Here is an 18528-nt window from a genome sequence, read left to right on the forward strand (position 1 = left end):
GTCAGACTGGCCGGATGAGCGCCATCGACGACTATGCGGCCACCTTCGGCGAGGATCCGGGCTACCTGAACTGGGCGGCGTTCGGGCCGATGTCGCGGGCCGCGCGCACGGCGCAGGCGGTGGACGCCGAGCTGCTCTCGACCGGGCGGCCCGAGGGCATCGCCGAGGTCTTCGGCCGCGTCTCCGCCGCGCAGGCGGGCGTCGCCGAGCTGCTCGGATCCGACCCCTCCGATGTCACGCTGCACGCGTCGTCGTCGCACGGCCTGCAGCACGCCCTGGCGGGGCTGGAGGGTACGGTCGTGGCCTCCTCCGCGGAGTTCCCGAGCGTCACGATCACGCTCGACCGGGCCGCCGCGGCCTCCGGCGGCCGGCTCGTGCCGCGCTGGATCGCCCCGGCCGGCACGCGGGTGACCGCCGACGCGGTCTCGGCCGCGCTCGACCCGTCCGTGACGGCCCTCGTCGTCAGCCACGTGGACTACCGCTCCGGCTACCGGGCCGACGTCGCCGCGCTCCGCGAGGCCATCGGCCCGGACCGCCTGCTCATCCTCGACGCCGTGCAGTCCTTCGGTGTGGTCGCCGAGGACTGGGCCGCCGCGGACGTCGTCGTCGGCCACGGCTACAAGTGGCTGCGCGCCGGACGGGGCACCGGCTTCGCCCGGTTCAGCCCCGCGGCGCGGGAGCGGATCCGTCCCGTGCTCAGCGGCTTCACGGCGACCGCCGCGGCGGGGCTCCCTGCCGACGAGCTGCCCGAGCCCGTGGCCACGGGGCAGGCCTACGCGGTCAGCGGGGCGGACACGCTCGCCGCCGGGCGTCTCGCCGCCGGGATCGACGAGATCCGGGCCGCGGGCGTGCCCGCCGTCGCGGAGAGGCTGGCGCGCCGCGTCGACGCCGTGCAGGAGATCGCGGATCGCCACGGCGTGGTGGTGTCCTCGCCGCGTGCGCCCGAGGAGCGCGCGGGGATCGTCGTGCTCGCGCCGGCGGATCCGGAGGGGCTCGGTGAGCGGCTCGCGCGCGCCGGCGTCCGAGTCACGGTGCGCTCCGGTGCGGTGCGGGTCGCTCCGCACGCCGGGACGACGGACGAGACGCTCGGGATGCTCGACGCCGCCCTCGCCGAGGGATGATCGTTCACCGTCCCGTGGCCCGCTCTTAACCGTCGCGATCGCGTGTCGATCCTGCGGCGGAATCGCGCGGAGTCGTACCGTCATGGCATCGGGCATGGCGCCCGATCGGGTCGGCCTTCAGGATCGCGACTCGTGGCCCTGGTCGACTCGCTGACAGCCGGGAAAACATCCCGGGACGGGAGAGGGTCGTGGCCGCACGGACAGCACTGAACAGCAGCACCCGCACCACCACCGCACCGGCGGGGGAGAGCGATTCGCCGCTCGCGCAGGAACTCAAGACGTACGTGCTCGACACGTCCGTGCTCCTGTCCGATCCGCGCGCGCTCTTCCGGTTCGCCGAGCATTCGGTCGTCCTCCCCGTCGTCGTCATCGGCGAGCTCGAGGGCAAACGGCACGACCCCGAGATCGGCTACTTCGCCCGCCAGGCGCTGCGGCACCTCGACGACCTGCGCGTCGAACACGGCCGCCTCGACTTCCCCGTGCCGATCGGCGACGGAGGGACCCTCCGCGTCGAGCTGGCCAACACCGACCAGGGGGTGCTCCCCACCGGGATCCGCCTGAACGACAACGACAGCCGGATCCTCGCCGTCGCGATGCACCTCGCCCAGGACGGCCAGGAGGTCACGGTCGTCTCCAAGGACCTCCCGATGCGGGTCAAGGCGGCCTCGCTCGGCATCAACGCCGAGGAGTACCTCGCCGAGCAGGCCGTCGAGTCCGGCTGGACCGGGATCTCCGCGATCTCGCTCTCCGGCGACGAGATGAGCGACCTGTACGAGAGCGAGGTCGGCACGAGCGAGGAGGCGATGGGACTCCCGGTGAACACCGGCCTCATCATCCACTCCGAGCGCGGATCCGCCCTCGGCAGGGTCACCGGGGACGGCGAGTACGCGCTCGTCCGCGGCGACCGCGAGGTGTTCGGCCTGCACGGCCGCTCCGCCGAGCAGCGCATCGCGATCGACCTGCTGCTCGACCCGGAGGTCGGGATCGTGTCCCTCGGCGGACGCGCCGGCACCGGCAAGTCGGCCCTGGCCCTGTGCGCAGGCCTGGAGGCCGTGCTCGAGCGGCAGCAGCAGAAGAAGATCATCGTGTTCCGGCCGCTGTTCGCGGTCGGCGGCCAGGAGCTCGGCTACCTGCCCGGCGACAAGGACGAGAAGATGAGCCCGTGGGGGCAGGCGGTGTTCGACACGCTCGGATCCGTCGTCTCCGGCAACGTCATGGACGAGGTCGTCGAGCGGGGCATGCTCGAGGTGCTGCCGCTCACGCACATCCGCGGCCGCTCGCTGCACGATGCGTTCGTGATCGTCGACGAGGCGCAGTCGCTCGAGCGCAACGTGCTGCTGACCGTGCTCAGCCGGATGGGGCAGAACTCCCGCGTCGTGCTCACCCACGACGTCGGCCAGCGCGACAACCTCCGCGTCGGCCGCCACGACGGCATCGCCAGCGTGATCGAGACCCTGAAGGGCCACGATCTGTTCGGCCACGTGACCCTGCAGCGCTCCGAGCGCTCCGCGATCGCGGCCCTGGTCACCGAGCTCCTGGAGGGCGCCGAGCTGAGCTGAGGCCCTCAGGTCCTGTCCCGTCTGGCTGACCTTGTCCCGTTTCGCTGAGAGATCTCCACAAAGGCTCAGCGAAACGGGACAATCTCTGCGGATCGTGCGCGGCGCTGGCATCAGCTGCGCGCGCGGGCAAGGGCGGCGAGGATCGCGGCCTGCACGGCCGGCCAGTCATACACGATCTGCGCGTAGTCGAATCGCAGGGTCTCATAGCCGAGGCGTGACGCGGCCGCATCCCGCCGCAGATCCTTATGGCGTAGCGACGAGCCGTCGTGGTTCTCCCTGCCGTCCGCCTCGATGATGAGCCGGCCTCCGATGACGAAGTCGACGACACCGACCCCCGGGATCCGGACCTGGCAGTCGAGTCGGATCCCGATCAGGTGAAGCCGCAGACGCAAGAGCGATTCGAGTCCGCTGCCCGCGTCCGCCCGTGCGACGTCGACGAGCCAGCGGGCCGACGCGGGCAGGGCTGCGCGGATCCGCTCCCGCGCCGCTCGCGACAGCAGCCCCTTGCGCCAGGCGGATTCGTACGCGGCGAAGAACGCCTCATCGCCTTCGCAACGGCGTATGTGCACGAGCGCCGTCTCCAGATCTGCCACGCCGAGCGGAGGTCGACCTTTGTAGAAGTGCGAGACGCAGGCGCAGTCGCGATGCCTCTGCGGGTGGTGATCCGGCCCCAGCCAGACATGGACGGCCGTCGAGTCGGAGAGTACCCAGACATCGCGCATCCGCAGCACGCTCACGCAGGTCAGGGCACCGCCGTGCGCGATGGCCGTGCGCGTCTCGGCATCGAGATCCGGCAGAGCGAACACTCCGTGCCGGATCCGCTCGATCTCGCCCATCTGCACGATGCGCGAGAGGGACCGGCGGGTGAATCCGAGCTGCTGGAGGTGCAGGCCCGTGGCGACGCCTCCGAGCCTGGAGAGGGTGTCCGATGCGGAGAGCATGTCGACAGGATCGTCGATCCGGGCTCGCCGCCACGGACTCCTTCCAGGACCGGTGCAACCCTGGCGTGCGACACCGGTTGTGGAGGGCGATCGGTGGACCCGATCCGCTGAGCCCGTCCCGACCGGCCGACGGATCCTGCGAAGCGCTCGGCGGATCGTGACAAGGTCGGCGGATCGGGCGAGCGCCGAGACGACGGATGCCGCGGCCCCGAGAGGGCCGCGGCATCCGAGAGGCGGGGACTCAGCCGGCGTGCGTCATCGACAGCAGGTCGAGCTTCTCGTCCAGCTGCTCGAGCGTGATCTCGCCGCGCTCGACGTAGCCGAGGTCGATCACGGCGTCGCGCACGGTGATGCCCGTGGCGACCGAGTGCTTCGCGATCTTGGCAGCGGCCTCGTAGCCGATGACCTTGTTCAGCGGGGTGACGATCGACGGGCTCATGCCGGCGAACGCCGCGGCGCGCTCGACGTTGGCCTGCAGGCCGTCGACGGTCTTGTCGGCGAGCACGCGCACCGCGTTGGAGAGCAGACGGATCGACTCGAGCAGCGCGGTGCCCATGACCGGGATCGCGACGTTGAGCTCGAAGGATCCGGACGCGCCGGCCCAGGCGACGGTCGCGTCGTTGCCGATCACGCGCGCGCACACCATCAGGGTCGCCTCGGGGATGACCGGGTTGACCTTGCCCGGCATGATCGAGGAGCCCGGCTGCAGGTCGGGGATGTGGATCTCGCCGAGGCCGGTGTTCGGGCCGGAGCCCATCCAGCGCAGGTCGTTGTTGATCTTCGTCAGCGACACCGCGATCGTGCGCAGCGCGCCGGACGCCTCGACGAGGCCGTCGCGGTTGGCCTGTGCCTCGAAGTGGTCCTTGGCCTCGGTGATAGGCAGCTCGGTCTCGGCCGCGAGCAGCGCGATGACCTTCTGCGGGAAGCCGAGCGGGGTGTTGATGCCGGTGCCGACCGCGGTGCCGCCCAGGGGGACCTCGGCGACGCGGGGGAGGGCCGACTGCACGCGCTCGATGCCCAGGCGGATCTGGCGGGCGTAGCCGCCGAACTCCTGGCCGAGGGTGACCGGGGTGGCGTCCATGAGGTGGGTGCGGCCGGACTTGACCGCGTCCTTCCACAGCTCCGCCTTCGCCTCGAGCGCCACGGCGAGGTGGTCGAGCGAGGGGATGAGCGTGTCGATGAGCGCCTGGGTCACGGCGATGTGCACCGAGGTCGGGAACACGTCGTTGGACGACTGCGAGGCGTTGACGTGATCGTTGGGGTGCACGGTGGCGCCGAGGATCCGCGTCGCGAGCGTCGCGAGGACCTCGTTCATGTTCATGTTCGACGACGTGCCGGATCCGGTCTGGTACGTGTCGACGGGGAACTCGCCGTCGTGCTTGCCCGCGGCGACCTCGTCGGCGGCCTGCGCGATCGCGTCGGCGATGGCGCCGTCGAGCGTGCCGAGGTCCTTGTTGGCGAGCGCGGCGGCCTTCTTGATCCGGGCCAGGGCGGCGATCTGCGTCGACTCCAGCCCCTTGCCGGAGATCGGGAAGTTCTCCACGGCGCGCTGCGTCTGCGCCCCGTAGAGCGCGTTCGCGGGCACCCGCACCTCGCCCATGGTGTCGTGTTCGATGCGGTACGCCGGCTCGTTTTCGCCGCTGCGCTGGTGGATGTCGGTCACTGCTTTTTCCTCCAGATGTGACGTGGATGTAGGGGGATGCTCAGGGGCGGGCGGCGAGGCCCACGGTGACGACGGGCACGGCGGTGCCCTCGTTCAGACGGTAGTTGGCGCCGACGACGCCGAGACGACCCTCCGCGACGGCCGCGGCGATCAGCTCGGAGGACTGCAGCAGGTCGTTGACGGTGTTGCGCAGGTGCTCCTGCCCGACGAGCTCGGCGTCGATGTCGGCGACGGTGGATCCGCCCCCGGCTGCGAGGACCTTGCGCGCCGCCGGCACGATCGGAGCGATCAGCTTCCAGATGTGCGGGGGGAGCGGGGGCGCGTCGATCGCGGAGCTGTCGATCGCCGCCCGCACCGCGCCGCAGTTGTCGTGCGCGAGCACGACGATGAGCGGGACGCCGAGGATCTCGACCGCGTATTCGAGGCTCGCGACGATCGACTCGCCGATGACCTGACCGGCGTTGCGGACCACGAACAGGTCGCCGAGACCCTTGTCGAAGATGATCTCGGCGGCGAGACGGGAGTCGGCGCAGCCGAACAGCGTCGCGAGCGGGGCCTGCCCGTCGACGAGCTGGTGGCGCATGCCGACGTCCTGGTTGGGGTGCTCGGGCTCGCCCGCGACGAAGCGCCGGTTCCCCTCGCTCATCAGGGCCCAGGCCTCATCGGGGGTGAGGGATCGTGCGTGGGGAGGGGTCATCGTCCGCCTTCGAGCTGATCGATCTGCGGGCTGATCTTGGCGACCAGCTCCGCCGTCTGCGCCTTGCCGAGCGCGCCGTACACGAGGATGTAGTCCTTGCCGACCTGGGCGCCGAGCGCGTCGGTGATGTTCCCCGACGCGTCGGGGTTCGTCATCGTGTACTGGTCCCAGGTGCGTCCGCCGATCGACACCGTGCCCTTCGGGGCCGTGCCTTTGAGCGGCGTGAGAGCCCAGTTCGCATCGGCGTCGAACGCCTGCGCGATGTGCGCGTAGCCGCGGGCGTCGGCCGACTCGGGGGCGGCCGTGATGTCCCACACGGCGGGCTTTCCGTCGACCAGCTGCGCCTTGTTCACGCGCCAGTTCGAGGGCAGCACCGGCAGCAGCACCGGACGGTTCATCGCGGTCTGCGTGTTCTTCGCCGCGGACGCGAGATCGACGCCGTTGGTGCCGGTGAAGTCGCCGCGCGGCACGAGCAGCACGATGATGAGGACCACGCCGACCGTGGCGATCAGGGCCGCGATGAGCGCGCGGAAGGTCTGGCTGGAACGGTACGCGGCCGAGGACGCCGCCTTGCGATCGGCCGTCTCCTCCGGTGTCTCCGGGCGGCCCAGCTCGGCGACGATCGGGGGATGCTTCGGGGTGCGGCTCATTCGGATCCTCCCTCCACCGCGGAGCGTGCGGCGTCCAGGCGCCTCTTGGCGCCGAGCAGCCACTGCTCGCAGCGGGCCGCCAACGCCTCGCCGCGCTCCCAGAGCGTCAGAGACTGCTCCAGGGTCGGCGCTCCCTGCTCGAGCTCGGCGACCACGCGGACGAGCTCGTCCCTGGCCTGCTCGAAGCTCAGCTGCTCCAGATCGGTGTCCGAGGGATCGGCGGCACCCGGCGCGGAGTCGCCCCCGGACGCGGTCTGCTCGTTCGACACGGTCACCCCTCCATCCTAGCCGCGCGCGCCATCGCCCCCGGCCGCCCGCGAGGCGTCGGGGACGCTCGCGACCTCGCCCTCGGACACGGCCCGGATCGCCCCCCGGTCCACGGTGACGGTGAGTGCGGTGCCGGCGGGCGCGTCGGCGGGCTCGCGCACGATGACGCCGTCGTCGCGGTGCGCGATGGCGTAGCCGCGGGCCAGGGTGGCGGCGGGGGAGAGTGCGCGGAGCGAGGCGCGCAGCTCCGCCGTGCGCCGGGAGGCGGCGTCGACCGTGCGGCCGAGCACGTCGCGGGAGCGGGCGGCGAGCAGCCACACCTCCTGCGCGCGGCGCTCGATGAGCGGATCCGGATCCCGCAGCACGGGACGCGAGCGCAGCTGCTCCAGCTGGGCGATGTCGTGCGCGACCCGCTGCGACACCCGCGTCGTCGCCCGGGCGCGCAGCTGTGCGATGAGCGCGCGCTGCTCGCCGACGTCCGGCACGACGCGCTTGGCGGCGTCGGTCGGGGTGGAGGCCCTGAGGTCCGCCACGTCGTCGAGCAGCGGGTGGTCGTTCTCGTGCCCGATCGCGCTGACGATCGGCGTCGTGGCGGCGGCGACCGCGCGCACGAGCCGTTCGTCGCTGAAGCCGAGGAGCGTCTGCGGGTCCCCGCCGCCGCGCGCGATGACGATGACGTCCACGTCCGGATCCGCGTCCAGGACCTTCAGCGCGGCGAGCGTCTCCGGCACGCAGCGGTCGCCCTGCACCGCGGCGTGCACGGTGCGGAACCGCACCTGAGGCCAGCGCAGCTCGGCGTTGCGGTGGACATCCTTCTCCGCGTCGGAGTTCTCTCCCGTGATCAGGCCGATCACATGCGGCAGGAAGGGGAGCGGCTTCTTCCGGGACGGGTCGAACAGGCCCTCCTGACGCAGCTGCACCCGCAGGCGTTCGAGCCGCTCGAGCTGGTCGCCGAGGCCGACGTGCTTCATCGCCGAGACGGCGAAGCTGAAGTCGCCCGCCTTCACGAAGTAGTCGGCCTTGACCGCGGCGACGACGTGATCGCCGACGGCGAGGTCCGCGGGGATCCGCGGCCGCACGCTCGACCAGATGCGGATGGAGATCTGCGCGTCGGAGCGGGTGTCCTTGAGCCGGGCGAAGACGTTGCCCGCGCGCACGTTCCAGCTCGTGATCTCGCCCTCGACCCACACCGTGCCCCACTGCGCGACGAAGTCCCGGATCGTCGCGTTCAGGCGGGCGATCGAGGTGGGCGCGTCCGCGGTCGACTCCCGGGGGGACACGGAGTCCGCGGGGGGCGCCTCGCCGGCGACGGCCGCGGGCTGGAACGAGGTCATGCTCTCGGATCTCCCCCGGGTCTTCTCGGCCCCCTGTGCAGGTGCCCGCTCACCGGCTCCGCGCAGGTGCGCGCCGGTAGAATCGGCGTGTGACTTCGACAGCCGTTCCGTTGCCCGTGCCGCAGATTCCGCGAGCGCGGCGATCCGAGACCCGGGCGCGCCTTCAGGATAACCCGGTGGACGGACACAAGCGGGTGCTGCTGGCCGCCCCGCGCGGCTACTGCGCCGGCGTCGACCGCGCCGTCGTCGCCGTGGAGAAGGCCCTGCAGCGCTACGGCGCCCCGGTCTACGTGCGCAAGCAGATCGTGCACAACATCCACGTCGTCACCGAGCTCGAGGCCCAGGGTGCGATCTTCGTCGACGAGGTCGACGAGATCCCCGAGGGCTCGCACGTCGTCTTCAGCGCGCACGGCGTCTCGCCGATGGTGGTCTCGGCCGCCGAGGACCGCCACCTGCACGCGATCGACGCGACCTGCCCGCTGGTGACCAAGGTGCACCGCGAGGCCGTCCGGTTCGCGCGCGACGACTTCGAGATCCTGCTCATCGGCCACGACGGCCACGAGGAGGTCGAGGGCACCGCGGGCGAGGCCCCGAACCACGTCACGGTGGTGAACTCCCCGGCCGAGGCCGACACCGTCGAGGTGCGCGACCCGTCCAAGGTCGTCTGGCTCTCGCAGACCACGCTCTCCGTCGACGAGACGATGGAGACCGTGAACAGGCTGCGCACCCGCTTCCCGGAGCTGCAGGATCCGCCCTCCGACGACATCTGCTACGCCACGCAGAACCGCCAGGTCGCGATCAAGAAGGTCGCGCGCGACGCCGACCTCGTGATCGTGGTGGGATCGGCGAACTCGTCCAACAGCGTGCGCCTCGTCGAGGTGGCCCGGGAGTACGGCGCCAAGGCCGCCTACCGGGTGGACTACGCGGACGAGGTGCGGCAGGAGTGGCTGGACGGCGTCTCCACCGTCGGCGTCACCAGCGGCGCCTCGGTGCCCGAGGTGCTCGTGCAGGAGGTGCTCGAGGCGCTCGCCGAGGCCGGCTACGGCGATGTCGAGGAGGTGCGCACCGCGGAGGAGGACCTGATGTTCTCTCTGCCGAAGGAGCTGCGCCAGGACGTCGCCGGCCAGCGCGACGAGCGGGCGCTGGGCGGGCGCACCTCCCGCTGAGCCGGGCGGCCGCCGCCCTCCCAGGACCCGCCGATAGCATGGAGCGGTGTCCGATCCCAGACCCCAGTACGGCGAGTACGCGACCCCCGAGGAGCAGAGCCGACGCGCCGGGCGGGAGATCCCGCCGCCGGTCGTGCACGTGCCGCCCCCTGCCCCCGAGCCCGTCCCGATCCCTTACCCGGCCGCGCCGGTCCGGCCCGCGCGTCCCGTCGACCGGATCGTCGCGATCGGGCTGCTCGCGTATGGTCTCTGGAACGTGATCACCACGGTCCTCACGTTCCTCGACCCGGCGTCGCTCATCACGACGATGATGCAGATGCTCGGCATCTCCGGCGACTTCTCGCACTACGCCGAGGCGAAGACCTGGGGCATGGTCGGATCGATCCTGCTCATCGTCGGCTGGGTGCTCACCGCCGCCTGGACGGTGATGCGGCTGCGCCGCGGGAAGGTCGCCTGGTGGGTTCCTCTCGTCGGCGGCATCGTCTTCGTCACCCTGTCGTCGGCCTGCATGCTGATCGCCTTCTACGGCGATCCCGCCGTGATCTCGTACATCGACGGCCTGGCCAAGAAGCCGTAGGCCGCCTGACGACGAAAGAACCCGGCCCCCGCAGTGCGGGAGCCGGGTTCTTCTGTTCCGACCTGCGGGTCAGTGCGAGTTGCCGTTGTTGAAGTGGTAGTCGCCGTTGCCCTGGGCGGTGCTGCCGTTGGCGCCGGGGCCGCGGCCGTCGGTGCCGGGCTCGACGTGGTTGGTCTTGGTGTGCACGATGTCGTAGAAGACGGTCTTGTCGGCCGCGTTCGGGAACACGCGGTAGGTGAAGACGTTCTTGTCCAGCTGCACGATCGGCACGACGCGCTGGAAGAGCACGTTGCCGTTCGCGTCCTTCGCGGCGATCCAGCGCGAGGAGCCGTCGGCCGGGACGCTCCAGTCGCCGTGCATCTTCGGGGTGTTGTTCAGGTTGTACATCGTGAACGTGCCATCGGTCTTGAAGTAGGCCCAGCCCACGAAGTTCGACACGGCCGGGTCGTCCAGGGCCACGCGGTCGCCGTGGGCGTCGAGGGCGCTCGTGGTCTTCCACGGGGTCGAGGCCAGGGTCTCGGACGGGGTCAGCGCCTTGGTGCCGGCGGAGAACGAGGAGACCGCGGCGGTGGGCTCAGCGGCAGCGGCGGTGGTGGGGACCACGGCGATCGCGGCGAGCGCGATCGTCGACGCGGCGATGAGCTTGCGGGAGGAGATCAGCGAGGTGATGTTCATGTCTTCAACGTTAGAAATCGGGCCAGGGGGCCCACATCATCCGATCGGCTATTGCTCGCCGATCCGATGGGCTGATCTTCCGATCGTCCTTCATCGCGCCGCACGGGCATGGGAACGGTGCGGGCGCCCATACTGAGAGGACGGCGCGCGGGTGCGCCGGTGCGTGATCACCGTCCTCGGTGAACTTTCCGGGGGTGGACCTCGTTCTCTCTTGAGGAGACGACGGGAGGAGGGATCGTGGACGACGACGACGAGCGGCTCACCGCACTGTACGACGTGCACGCCGGCCCGATCCGCCGCTACGTCGTGCGCCTCACCGGCGACAGCGCAGGGGCTGACGACGTCGTCCAGGAGACGCTCATCCGCGCCTGGCGCACACCGCGGATCCTCGCCCAGGATCCGACGACGACCCGGGCCTGGATGATCACCGTCGCGCGGCACATCGTCGTCGACGAGGTGCGCAGCGCCCGGCGCAGGCACGAGCAGACCGTCGCCGAACTGCCCGAACGCGGCGGCGACGACGAGACGGACCGGCTGTTCGACGCGCTGCTCATCGAGGACGCGCTCGCCGCGCTCGATCCCGCCCACCGCGTCGTCATCGTGGCCGCGTACTACCGGGGCCGCAGCGTCGGCCAGGTGGCCGCGGAGCTCGGGATCCCCGAGGGCACGGTCAAGTCGCGGATGCATTACGGATTGCGGGCCCTCCGGCTCGCCCTGCAGGAGAGAGGAGTGACACGGTGAACGCGCAGCACGAACGATTCGAGACCTGGGATGCGGCGTACGCGCTCGGTGCGCTCCCGACGTCCGAACGGGCCGAGTACGAAGCGCATCTCGCGCACTGCGCCGCGTGCCGGTCCGCCGTCGCGGAACTGGGCCCTGCGGTGGCGCTGCTGTCGCGGCTGAGCGCCGAAGACGCCGAGCGGATCGACGAACCCGTGGACGAGGCCCCGAGCGACGCCCCGATCCGGCTGCTGCAGGCGGCCCGGACGCGCCGGCGCAACCGGCGGCGCGCGCTCTGGTGGGGGGCCGGTGCAGCCGCGGCGGTGGCGATCGCCGTGCCGCTGAGTCTCGCGCTGCTCGCGCCGCGTCCGGCCGTCTCGGTGGAACTGGAGGGCGCGGCGTACGTCCACGCCACCGCCTCGGTGTCGTTCACGCCGGTGCCCTGGGGGACACGTCTGGACATGGAGTGCGCCTACGACTCCGGCTCTCCGGTGGCGAAGGGCGCGTACGCCCTGGTCCTGGTCGCCGCGGACGGCACGACGATCCCCCTGTCCACCTGGAACGTCACGCCGGGAGCGACGGCGCGTCTGTCGGCGGGCACGGCCGAGCGCATGTCCGACATCCGGACCGTCGAGATCCGCGACCCGAGCGGAACGGTGGTGCTGAGCCGGGACCTCCGCTGAGGGCGACCGCAGGACGGTCACGGCGCTGAGACGCCAGGGGCGTCGTCGGGGTGGATCCCGGCGGCGCCCCTGTGCTTTCGGTGCGGGTCAGCTCTGCGACTGGCCGTACGAGCCGAGCTGGCGGGTGGACTCGACGACGCGGGCGGCCATCGCCGACTCCGCGACCTTGCCCCAGGCGCGAGGGTCGTACTGCTTCTTGTTGCCGACCTCGCCGTCGACCTTGAGCACGCCGTCGTAGTTCGAAAGCATGTAGCCGGCGATCGAGCGCGTGAACGCGTACTGCGTGTCCGTGTCGATGTTCATCTTGATGACGCCGTTCGCGACCGCGAGGGCGATCTCGGCGTCGGAGGATCCGGATCCGCCGTGGAAGACGAGGTCCAGCGGCTTCGGGCCGGTGCCGTACTTGGCGGCGACCTGCTGCTGGATGTCGCCGAGCAGCTCCGGGCGCAGCTTCACGCCGCCCGGCTTGTACACGCCGTGCACGTTGCCGAAGGTCAGGGCGGCGATGTAGCGGCCCTGGTCGCCGAGGCCGAGCGCCTGCACGGCCTGGTCAACATCCGCGAAGGTCGTGTAGAGCGCCTCATTCGACCCCTCGTGCGCGACGCCGTCCTCCTCGCCGCCGACGACGCCGATCTCGACCTCGAGGATCGCGTTGATGTTCCTCATCCGGGGGAGGAGCTCCTTCGCGATCTCGATGTTCTCCGCGAGCGGCACGGCCGAGCCGTCCCACATGTGCGACTGGAAGATCGGGTTGCGGCCCGCGCGGACCTCTTCCTCGCTGGCCGCGATGAGCGGCTCGACGAAGCCGTCGAGGGCGTCCTTCGGGCAGTGGTCGGTGTGCAGCGCCACGGTGATCGGGTACGACTTGGCGACCTCGGTGGCGAACTTCGCGAAGGCGAGGGCCCCGGTGGCGCGGGCCTTGACGGTCTGGCCGGCGAAGTAGTCGGCGCCTCCCGTGGTGACCTGGATGATGCCGTCGGATCCCGCCTCGGTCAGGCCCTGCAGCACGGCGTGGATCGTCTGCGAGCTGGAGACGTTGAACGCGGGGTAGGCGAAACCGCCTGCCTTCGCGCGGTCGAGCATTTCGGCGTACTGATCCGGGGTGGCGACGGGCATGGCATCTCCTGTGCTGGACGACGGGTTCTCAGTCACTCTAGCCGCGTAGGATCCGCGTTTTCGAGCGCGCGTCGGGAGGTTTCAGCGGGCGGATCTTCAGGCTGTGCAAGAAGCGGAGATCTTTCGACATATTGATGCCGTTTTGTTCGGATCCGCCCGCCCACGGCCCCTAGCATGGGGGCCATGGTGAGTCTCACGGCCGATCTCAGCCCCCTCAGCCCCGACCGCAACCTCGCGCTGGAGCTCGTCCGCGCCACGGAGGCGGCGGCGATCCGAGCCGTCCCGTTCATCGGGCGCGGCGCGAAGGAGGCCGCGGACGGGGCCGCCGTCGACGCGATGCGCGCCTTCCTCGGCACGGTCGACTTCGACGGCCGCGTGGTCATCGGCGAGGGCGAGAAGGACAACGCCCCGATGCTCTTCAACGGCGAGCACGTGGGCACGGGCAAGGGCCCGCAGTGCGACATCGCGGTCGATCCGATCGACGGCACCTCGCTCACCGCCGCCGGCCGTCAGAACGCGCTCTCCGTGATCGCGGTATCCGACCGCGGCACGATGCTCGACGCGTCCAGCGTCTTCTACATGGACAAGCTCGTCACCGGCCCCGCCGGCGTCGGCGTCGTCGACATCCGCCTCCCCGTCGGCGAGAACATCCGCCGCCTCGCGGCCGCGCTCGGCAAGCCCGTCGAGGAGATCGTCGTCTCGGTGCTGAACCGTCCGCGTCACGACCAGCTCATCCAGGACATCCGCGACGCGGGCGCCGGCACCCGCCTGATGTCGGACGGCGACGTCGCCGGCGGCATCAACGCGGCCCGGCACGACGCCCGCACCGACATGTGCATCGGCGTCGGCGGCAGCCCCGAGGGCATCGTCACCGCCTGCGCGATCAAGGCGCTCGGCGGGCACATCCAGGGCCGGCTGTGGCCGCGCGACGACGACGAGCGTCAGCGCGGCATCGACGCCGGCCTCGACATGGACAAGGTCTACGAGGCGGACGACCTCGTGAGGGGCAACAACACGATCTTCGTCGCGACCGGGGTCACCGACGGCCAGCTCGTCGCGGGTGTGCGCCGCGACGGCGACTACCTGTACACCGAGAGCGTCGTGCTGCGCAGCGCCTCGGGGACGCTGCGCCGGGTCGCCTCCGACCACCTCGTCTCGAAGTGGCTCTGACCGGGCTTTTCGTGCTCGACTGACCGGCCTTGATTCCGGTCGCGCGGCCGCGCGACCGGATAACGACCTGGTCGCATTCCGCAACCGTTCGGCGTCACCTGGCACAATGGAGGGGGCGCCGATCCGGCGCGCGGAGCAGGAGGGCGAGCGGGATGGCTTCCGAGAACATCTACCGTCAGGAGACGATCACCGACACGGGAAGTGTCAAGATCGTCGAGATGGATGCCGCCCGCCGACCCGACGTGCTGTTCCGCGTCCGTCGCGACGAGAGCCACGAGATCAGCGCCTGGTGGATGATCGGCGCGTTCGTCCTCTTCTCCGGAATCGTCGTCGCCCTGCTCAGCGGGGTTCCCGGGAGCGCGTGACCCCTGCCTCCTGATCCGCCTCGTCGAGGCGTTCGCGCAGTTCGCCGAGATCCGCCTGCAGCGCTGTCGCGGTGCCGGGCGCGAGCTCCTCGGCCGTGAACCGCCGGGGCGACTGCGTCACGGTCGCGGGCGCTGTCAGCGCGTGCGCGTCGACCCCGGGGAAACGCCGCGCCGTGACCAGGACACGACTCTCCAGCGACCCCGCGAAGCGGTTGTAGCTGTCGACGGTCCGCTCCAGCGCCTTGCGCAGATCGTCGGCGTGCCCGGCGAGGACGCCCAGGCGGTCGTAGAGCTGCGTGCCGAGGTCGAGCAGTACGGCCGCCTCCGCCGACAGCTCCTGCTGCTTCCACGTGTAGGCGACGGTCTTCAGCACCGCCCACAGGTTCACCGGGGTGGCCAGGGCCACCCGCTTGCCGAAGGCGTAGTCGAGGAGAGCCGGATCCTCGTCCAGCGCGGCCGACAACAGCGACTCGCTCGGCAGGAAGCAGATCACGAACTCGGGGCTGACATCGAGGCCCGACCAGTACGCCTTCTTCGCCAGGGCGTCCACGTGCGCGCGGACCGCCTTCACGTGCTGCTGCATCAGCGTGCGCCGCTGCGGATCCTCGGATCCGAGTGCCCCCGCGGCGAGGAACGCGTCCAGCGGGGCCTTCGCGTCGACGGCGATCGAGGCGCCGCCGGCGAGCCGGATCACCATGTCGGGCCGACCCTGGCCGGCATCGGAACGGATCGTCGTCTGCAGGTCGAAGTCCACGTGCCGGGTGAGGCCCGCCGCCTCCACGACCCGGCGCAGCTGGGTCTCGCCCCACACGCCGCGGGCGGACGTGGAGCGCAGGGCGCCGGCGAGCGACTCGGTGGTCGAACGCAGCGCCTCGCCGTTCTCCTCGGAGCGGCGCAGCTGCTCGCTGAGCAGACCGAACTGTTCCTGTCGCTCGCGCTCCAGCACCGTCACCGTCTGCTGCATGCGGTGCAGGCTCTCCCGCACCGGCGCGAGGGCCTGCAGCACGGCGCTCTCCTGCCGGGCGCGTTCGGCGGCCTCGTGCTGCTCACGGCGGGAGTGCTCGACGGCGTCGCGATAAAGGTCGTTCTGCCGGTCGCGGTCCTCCTGCGCCGCAGCGAGCGCGGCCTCGGCGCGGGCGAGCTCGGTCGCGCCCCGCGTGCGGCCCAGATACCAGCCGAGCGCCAGCCCGACCACGGCGGCGAGGACGGCGATGAGCAGTGCGATCGGTTCCATGCCCCCATCATGTGAGGGGCCACCGACATCGGCACGACGGCGCGCGTCGAGCGCGTCAGGCCGCCGCGCGGACCTTCGCCGACGCGGCTGCGACGAGCGGATCCGCGAGCCGGACGCCGACCGCATCGGCGAGCTCGAAGACCGAGGCGGACCCGGTGCGCCGGGCCGCGTCGATGACGATCTGCGCGCAGGCACGGGCGTCGGCGAGCGCGTCGTGGTGCGGGAAGGCGCCGAACCCGGCGGCCTCGGCGGCGACGGGGAGCTTGTAGGAGGCGAGGTCGTAGACCTTGCGCGCGACGGCGAGGCTGCACAGCGACTGGTAGGGCGGGCAGTCGTCGCCAGTCGCCTCGCAGGCACGGCGGATCACGTTGAGGTCGAAGCCGGCGTTGTGCGCGACGAGCACGTCGGCGCCGGCGAATGCGCAGAGCCGGTCGAGCTGCTCGCTCCAGGTCGCGGCGTCGGCGACCTGATGCGGCTCGATCCCGTGGATCCGCACGTTCCACTCCTGGAACTCGTCGTGGCCTGCGGGCGGGCGGATCAGCCATCCGGTCTGGGCCACCACGACGCCGCCCCGCACCCGGACGAGGCCGACCGAGCAGGCGGAGGCGGGGGAGGAGTTCGCCGTTTCGAAGTCGATCGCGGTGAAGTCCAGGGCCACGCATCCACCCTGCGGCCGCGGGGGCGTCCGGGTGCCCAGGCGCGCCGCGGAGCACCCGATCCGGAAGCGTAGGGTCGAGCCATGACCGCACGCGCCACCAGCTTCGGATCCGAGACCTCGAGCTACGAGCAGGGACGCCCCGAGTATCCGGCGGCGGCGGTCGCCTGGATGCTCGAGGGGGTGGCGGGCGATACGCGGAGCATCGTCGACATCGGCGCCGGCACCGGCAAGCTCACCCGCGGCGTGCTCGCACTCGGCGACACGAGCGTGACCGCGGTGGACCCCGACGCGCAGATGCTCGCCGCACTGCACACGAGCGCGCCGGACGTCCCCGGGCTGGTCGGCACCGCGGAGGAGCTGCCGCTCGCCGACGGCGTCGCCGACGCGGCGGTCCTGGGGCAGGCGTGGCACTGGGTGGATCCGGTCGCGGCCTCCCGCGAGATCGGCCGCGTCGTCCGGCCCGGCGGCGTGCTGGGGTTGATCTGGAACGTCCGCGACGAGCGGACCGACTGGGTGCGCCGGCTGAGCGGCATCATGATGGGCAGCCCCGCCGAGCAGATGATCGCCGAGGACGGCGTGGCCGTGTTCGAGCCGTTCGGGCCGCTCGAGGAGCGCCGCTGGGAGTGGTCCCGGCCGATGACCCGCGCTGAGTTGCACGCGATGGCCCGCTCCCGGAGCTACATCATCACCGCGCCGGACGAGGAGAAGGCCCGGATCGAGCGGGGCATGGACGCCCTGTTCGACGAGCTGGGGCTCGTCGAAGGCTCGACGCTGGCGATGCCGTACCTCACCGTGGCCTACCGGGCGATCCGCGCGTCCTGAAGGGCCGGGCGCCCCCGGTAGAATCGTCGTCCGTGGCTCTCACCATCGGAATCGTCGGACTGCCCAACGTCGGCAAGTCCACCCTCTTCAACGCCCTCACCAAGAACGACGTGCTCGCGGCGAACTACCCGTTCGCGACGATCGAGCCGAACGTCGGCGTGGTGAACCTGCCCGACGTGCGGCTGAACAAGCTCGCCGAGATCTTCGGCAGCGAGCGGATCCTGCCCGCGACGGTGTCGTTCGTCGACATCGCCGGCATCGTCCGCGGTGCGAGCGTGGGCGAGGGCCTGGGCAACCAGTTCCTCGCGAACATCCGCGAGGCCGACGCGATCGCGCAGGTCGTCCGCGGCTTCGCCGACGACGACGTGGTGCACGTCGACGGCGAGATCGACCCGAAGAACGACCTCGAGACGATCAACGCCGAGCTCATGCTCGCCGACCTGCAGACGCTCGAGAAGGCGGTCGTGCGCATCGAGAAGGAGGTGCGCGGCAAGAAGGCGGATCCGGTCGTCCTGGAGACGGCCAAGGCCGCGCAGGACGCGCTCGAGCGCGGGCAGCTGCTGTCCACGAGCGGCATCGACCTCGCCCCGATCAAGGAGCTGGGCCTGCTCACCTCCAAGCCCGTCATCTTCGTCTTCAACGTCGACGAGGGCGTCCTCACCGACGCCGACCGCAAGGCCGAGCTCGCCGAGCTGGTCGCCCCGGCGAAGGCCATCTTCCTCGACGCGAAGATCGAGTCGGAGCTCATCGACCTCGACCCCGAGGACGCCGCGGAGCTGCTCGCCTCGACCGGCCAGGACGAGTCGGGCCTCGACCAGCTCGCGCGCATCGGCTTCGACACCCTCGGCCTGCAGACCTACCTCACCGCCGGCCCCAAGGAGGCCCGCGCCTGGACGATCCACAAGGGCGACAAGGCCCCGCAGGCGGCCGGCGTGATCCACACGGACTTCGAAAAGGGCTTCATCAAGGCGGAGGTCATCTCGTTCGAGGACCTGGTCGCGACCGGATCCGTCGTCGAGGCCCGCTCCAAGGGCAAGGCCCGCCTGGAGGGCAAGGACTACGTCATGCAGGACGGCGACGTCGTGGAGTTCCGCTTCAACGTGTAGGCAT

At 71.2% G+C, this 18528-nt stretch carries 20 protein-coding genes; 10 read left to right on the forward strand and 10 right to left on the reverse strand.

Features of this window, described 5'->3' with window-relative positions:
• Positions 1–14: 14 nt before the first annotated feature.
• Both RBR11_RS08425 and RBR11_RS08430 read left to right on the forward strand, forming a co-directional pair.
• A complete protein-coding gene (locus RBR11_RS08425; RefSeq protein WP_308488883.1) occupies positions 15–1121 on the forward strand; it encodes an aminotransferase class V-fold PLP-dependent enzyme in 1107 nt (368 codons plus the stop codon).
• 206 nt (positions 1122–1327) lie between these two features.
• Entirely contained in the window at positions 1328–2680 is a 1353-nt protein-coding gene (locus tag RBR11_RS08430) for a PhoH family protein (protein WP_373889787.1), read from the forward strand.
• A gap of 110 nt (positions 2681–2790) precedes the next feature.
• Here RBR11_RS08430 and RBR11_RS08435 read toward each other — a convergent pair whose 3' ends face one another.
• From RBR11_RS08435 to xseA, 6 genes are all read right to left on the reverse strand, one after another.
• On the reverse strand, positions 2791–3516 hold the full coding sequence (locus tag RBR11_RS08435) for an endonuclease domain-containing protein (RefSeq protein ID WP_308488884.1): 726 nt from the start codon (positions 3514–3516) through the stop codon (positions 2791–2793).
• Positions 3517–3862: 346 nt separating this feature from the next.
• Entirely contained in the window at positions 3863–5275 is a 1413-nt protein-coding gene (locus tag RBR11_RS08440) for a class II fumarate hydratase (RefSeq protein WP_308489093.1), read from the reverse strand.
• 49 nt (positions 5276–5324) lie between these two features.
• Positions 5325–5981 carry a carbonic anhydrase gene (locus RBR11_RS08445; RefSeq protein ID WP_308488885.1) on the reverse strand — a complete coding sequence of 219 codons (657 nt, stop codon included), beginning with the start codon at positions 5979–5981 and terminating at the stop codon, positions 5325–5327.
• Positions 5978–6631: a DUF4245 family protein gene (locus RBR11_RS08450; protein WP_308488886.1), complete on the reverse strand. Its 654-nt coding sequence runs from the start codon at positions 6629–6631 to the stop codon at positions 5978–5980. Before RBR11_RS08450 ends, RBR11_RS08445 begins: the two co-directional genes overlap by 4 nt.
• Entirely contained in the window at positions 6628–6831 is a 204-nt protein-coding gene (locus RBR11_RS08455; RefSeq protein ID WP_308489094.1) for an exodeoxyribonuclease VII small subunit, read from the reverse strand. Before RBR11_RS08455 ends, RBR11_RS08450 begins: the two co-directional genes overlap by 4 nt.
• A gap of 84 nt (positions 6832–6915) precedes the next feature.
• The gene (gene xseA, locus RBR11_RS08460; RefSeq protein WP_308488887.1) at positions 6916–8232 is read right to left on the reverse strand and encodes an exodeoxyribonuclease VII large subunit; all 1317 of its coding nucleotides are present in this window, start codon (positions 8230–8232) and stop codon (positions 6916–6918) included.
• 116 nt (positions 8233–8348) lie between these two features.
• On the opposite strand from xseA, the gene RBR11_RS08465 reads away from it, so the two are divergent.
• Both RBR11_RS08465 and RBR11_RS08470 read left to right on the forward strand, forming a co-directional pair.
• The gene (locus RBR11_RS08465; protein ID WP_308489095.1) at positions 8349–9398 is read left to right on the forward strand and encodes a 4-hydroxy-3-methylbut-2-enyl diphosphate reductase; all 1050 of its coding nucleotides are present in this window, start codon (positions 8349–8351) and stop codon (positions 9396–9398) included.
• 46 nt (positions 9399–9444) lie between these two features.
• Positions 9445–9975 (forward strand): DUF6264 family protein, encoded by a 531-nt coding sequence (locus tag RBR11_RS08470; RefSeq protein ID WP_308488888.1) that lies wholly within the window; start codon positions 9445–9447, stop codon positions 9973–9975.
• A 69-nt stretch (positions 9976–10044) separates the two neighbouring features.
• Here the strand turns inward: RBR11_RS08470 and RBR11_RS08475 are convergent, their stop codons facing one another.
• Positions 10045–10650, reverse strand: coding sequence for a DUF4822 domain-containing protein (locus tag RBR11_RS08475; RefSeq protein ID WP_308488889.1), 606 nt, complete (start codon positions 10648–10650; stop codon positions 10045–10047).
• Between the two features lie 237 nt (positions 10651–10887).
• Between RBR11_RS08475 and RBR11_RS08480 the strand changes: the two genes are divergently transcribed.
• Positions 10888–11391 (forward strand): sigma-70 family RNA polymerase sigma factor, encoded by a 504-nt coding sequence (locus RBR11_RS08480; protein WP_308488890.1) that lies wholly within the window; start codon positions 10888–10890, stop codon positions 11389–11391.
• Positions 11388–12053, forward strand: coding sequence for an anti-sigma factor family protein (locus RBR11_RS08485; RefSeq protein ID WP_308488891.1), 666 nt, complete (start codon positions 11388–11390; stop codon positions 12051–12053). The genes RBR11_RS08480 and RBR11_RS08485 overlap by 4 nt, the downstream gene beginning before the upstream one ends.
• A gap of 87 nt (positions 12054–12140) precedes the next feature.
• Here the strand turns inward: RBR11_RS08485 and fbaA are convergent, their stop codons facing one another.
• Positions 12141–13169 carry a class II fructose-bisphosphate aldolase gene (gene fbaA / locus RBR11_RS08490; protein WP_308488892.1) on the reverse strand — a complete coding sequence of 343 codons (1029 nt, stop codon included), beginning with the start codon at positions 13167–13169 and terminating at the stop codon, positions 12141–12143.
• Positions 13170–13352: 183 nt separating this feature from the next.
• On the opposite strand from fbaA, the gene glpX reads away from it, so the two are divergent.
• Both glpX and RBR11_RS08500 read left to right on the forward strand, forming a co-directional pair.
• Positions 13353–14339, forward strand: a complete 987-nt coding sequence (glpX, locus tag RBR11_RS08495) for a class II fructose-bisphosphatase (RefSeq protein ID WP_308488893.1) — start codon at positions 13353–13355, stop codon at positions 14337–14339.
• 152 nt (positions 14340–14491) lie between these two features.
• Complete coding sequence (locus RBR11_RS08500) at positions 14492–14704, forward strand: UDP-N-acetylmuramyl pentapeptide phosphotransferase (RefSeq protein WP_308488894.1); 213 nt, start codon at positions 14492–14494, stop codon at positions 14702–14704.
• Here the strand turns inward: RBR11_RS08500 and RBR11_RS08505 are convergent.
• Positions 14679–15938 carry a DNA recombination protein RmuC gene (locus RBR11_RS08505; RefSeq protein ID WP_308488895.1) on the reverse strand — a complete coding sequence of 420 codons (1260 nt, stop codon included), beginning with the start codon at positions 15936–15938 and terminating at the stop codon, positions 14679–14681. The two genes, RBR11_RS08500 and RBR11_RS08505, sit on opposite strands and share 26 nt — an antisense overlap.
• Before the next feature lie 55 nt (positions 15939–15993).
• Positions 15994–16596, reverse strand: a complete 603-nt coding sequence (locus RBR11_RS08510; protein WP_308488896.1) for an exonuclease domain-containing protein — start codon at positions 16594–16596, stop codon at positions 15994–15996.
• Positions 16597–16677: 81 nt separating this feature from the next.
• Between RBR11_RS08510 and RBR11_RS08515 the strand changes: the two genes are divergently transcribed.
• Both RBR11_RS08515 and ychF read left to right on the forward strand, forming a co-directional pair.
• Complete coding sequence (locus RBR11_RS08515) at positions 16678–17418, forward strand: class I SAM-dependent methyltransferase (RefSeq protein WP_308488897.1); 741 nt, start codon at positions 16678–16680, stop codon at positions 17416–17418.
• A gap of 32 nt (positions 17419–17450) precedes the next feature.
• Complete coding sequence (gene ychF, locus RBR11_RS08520; RefSeq protein WP_308488898.1) at positions 17451–18524, forward strand: redox-regulated ATPase YchF; 1074 nt, start codon at positions 17451–17453, stop codon at positions 18522–18524.
• The last annotated feature ends 4 nt before the right edge of the window (positions 18525–18528 follow it).

Source organism: Microbacterium capsulatum (assembly GCF_030865425.1).
GTDB classification, from domain to species: Bacteria; Actinomycetota; Actinomycetes; order Actinomycetales; family Microbacteriaceae; genus Microbacterium; species Microbacterium capsulatum.

Excerpts from the sequence above, each read along its gene's own strand:
- RBR11_RS08425 (WP_308488883.1), top strand. The coding sequence starts at position 15 with ATGAGCGCCATCGACGACTATGCGGCCACCTTCGGCGAGGATCCGGGC.
- RBR11_RS08435 (WP_308488884.1), bottom strand. The coding sequence starts at position 3,516 with ATGGGCGAGATCGAGCGGATCCGGCACGGAGTGTTCGCTCTGCCGGAT.
- RBR11_RS08445 (WP_308488885.1), bottom strand. The coding sequence starts at position 5,981 with ATGACCCCTCCCCACGCACGATCCCTCACCCCCGATGAGGCCTGGGCC.
- RBR11_RS08450 (WP_308488886.1), bottom strand. The coding sequence starts at position 6,631 with ATGAGCCGCACCCCGAAGCATCCCCCGATCGTCGCCGAGCTGGGCCGC.
- xseA (WP_308488887.1), bottom strand. The coding sequence starts at position 8,232 with ATGACCTCGTTCCAGCCCGCGGCCGTCGCCGGCGAGGCGCCCCCCGCG.
- RBR11_RS08475 (WP_308488889.1), bottom strand. The coding sequence starts at position 10,650 with ATGAACATCACCTCGCTGATCTCCTCCCGCAAGCTCATCGCCGCGTCG.
- fbaA (WP_308488892.1), bottom strand. The coding sequence starts at position 13,169 with ATGCCCGTCGCCACCCCGGATCAGTACGCCGAAATGCTCGACCGCGCG.
- glpX (WP_308488893.1), top strand. The coding sequence starts at position 13,353 with ATGGTGAGTCTCACGGCCGATCTCAGCCCCCTCAGCCCCGACCGCAAC.
- RBR11_RS08500 (WP_308488894.1), top strand. The coding sequence starts at position 14,492 with ATGGCTTCCGAGAACATCTACCGTCAGGAGACGATCACCGACACGGGA.
- RBR11_RS08505 (WP_308488895.1), bottom strand. The coding sequence starts at position 15,938 with ATGGAACCGATCGCACTGCTCATCGCCGTCCTCGCCGCCGTGGTCGGG.
- RBR11_RS08515 (WP_308488897.1), top strand. The coding sequence starts at position 16,678 with ATGACCGCACGCGCCACCAGCTTCGGATCCGAGACCTCGAGCTACGAG.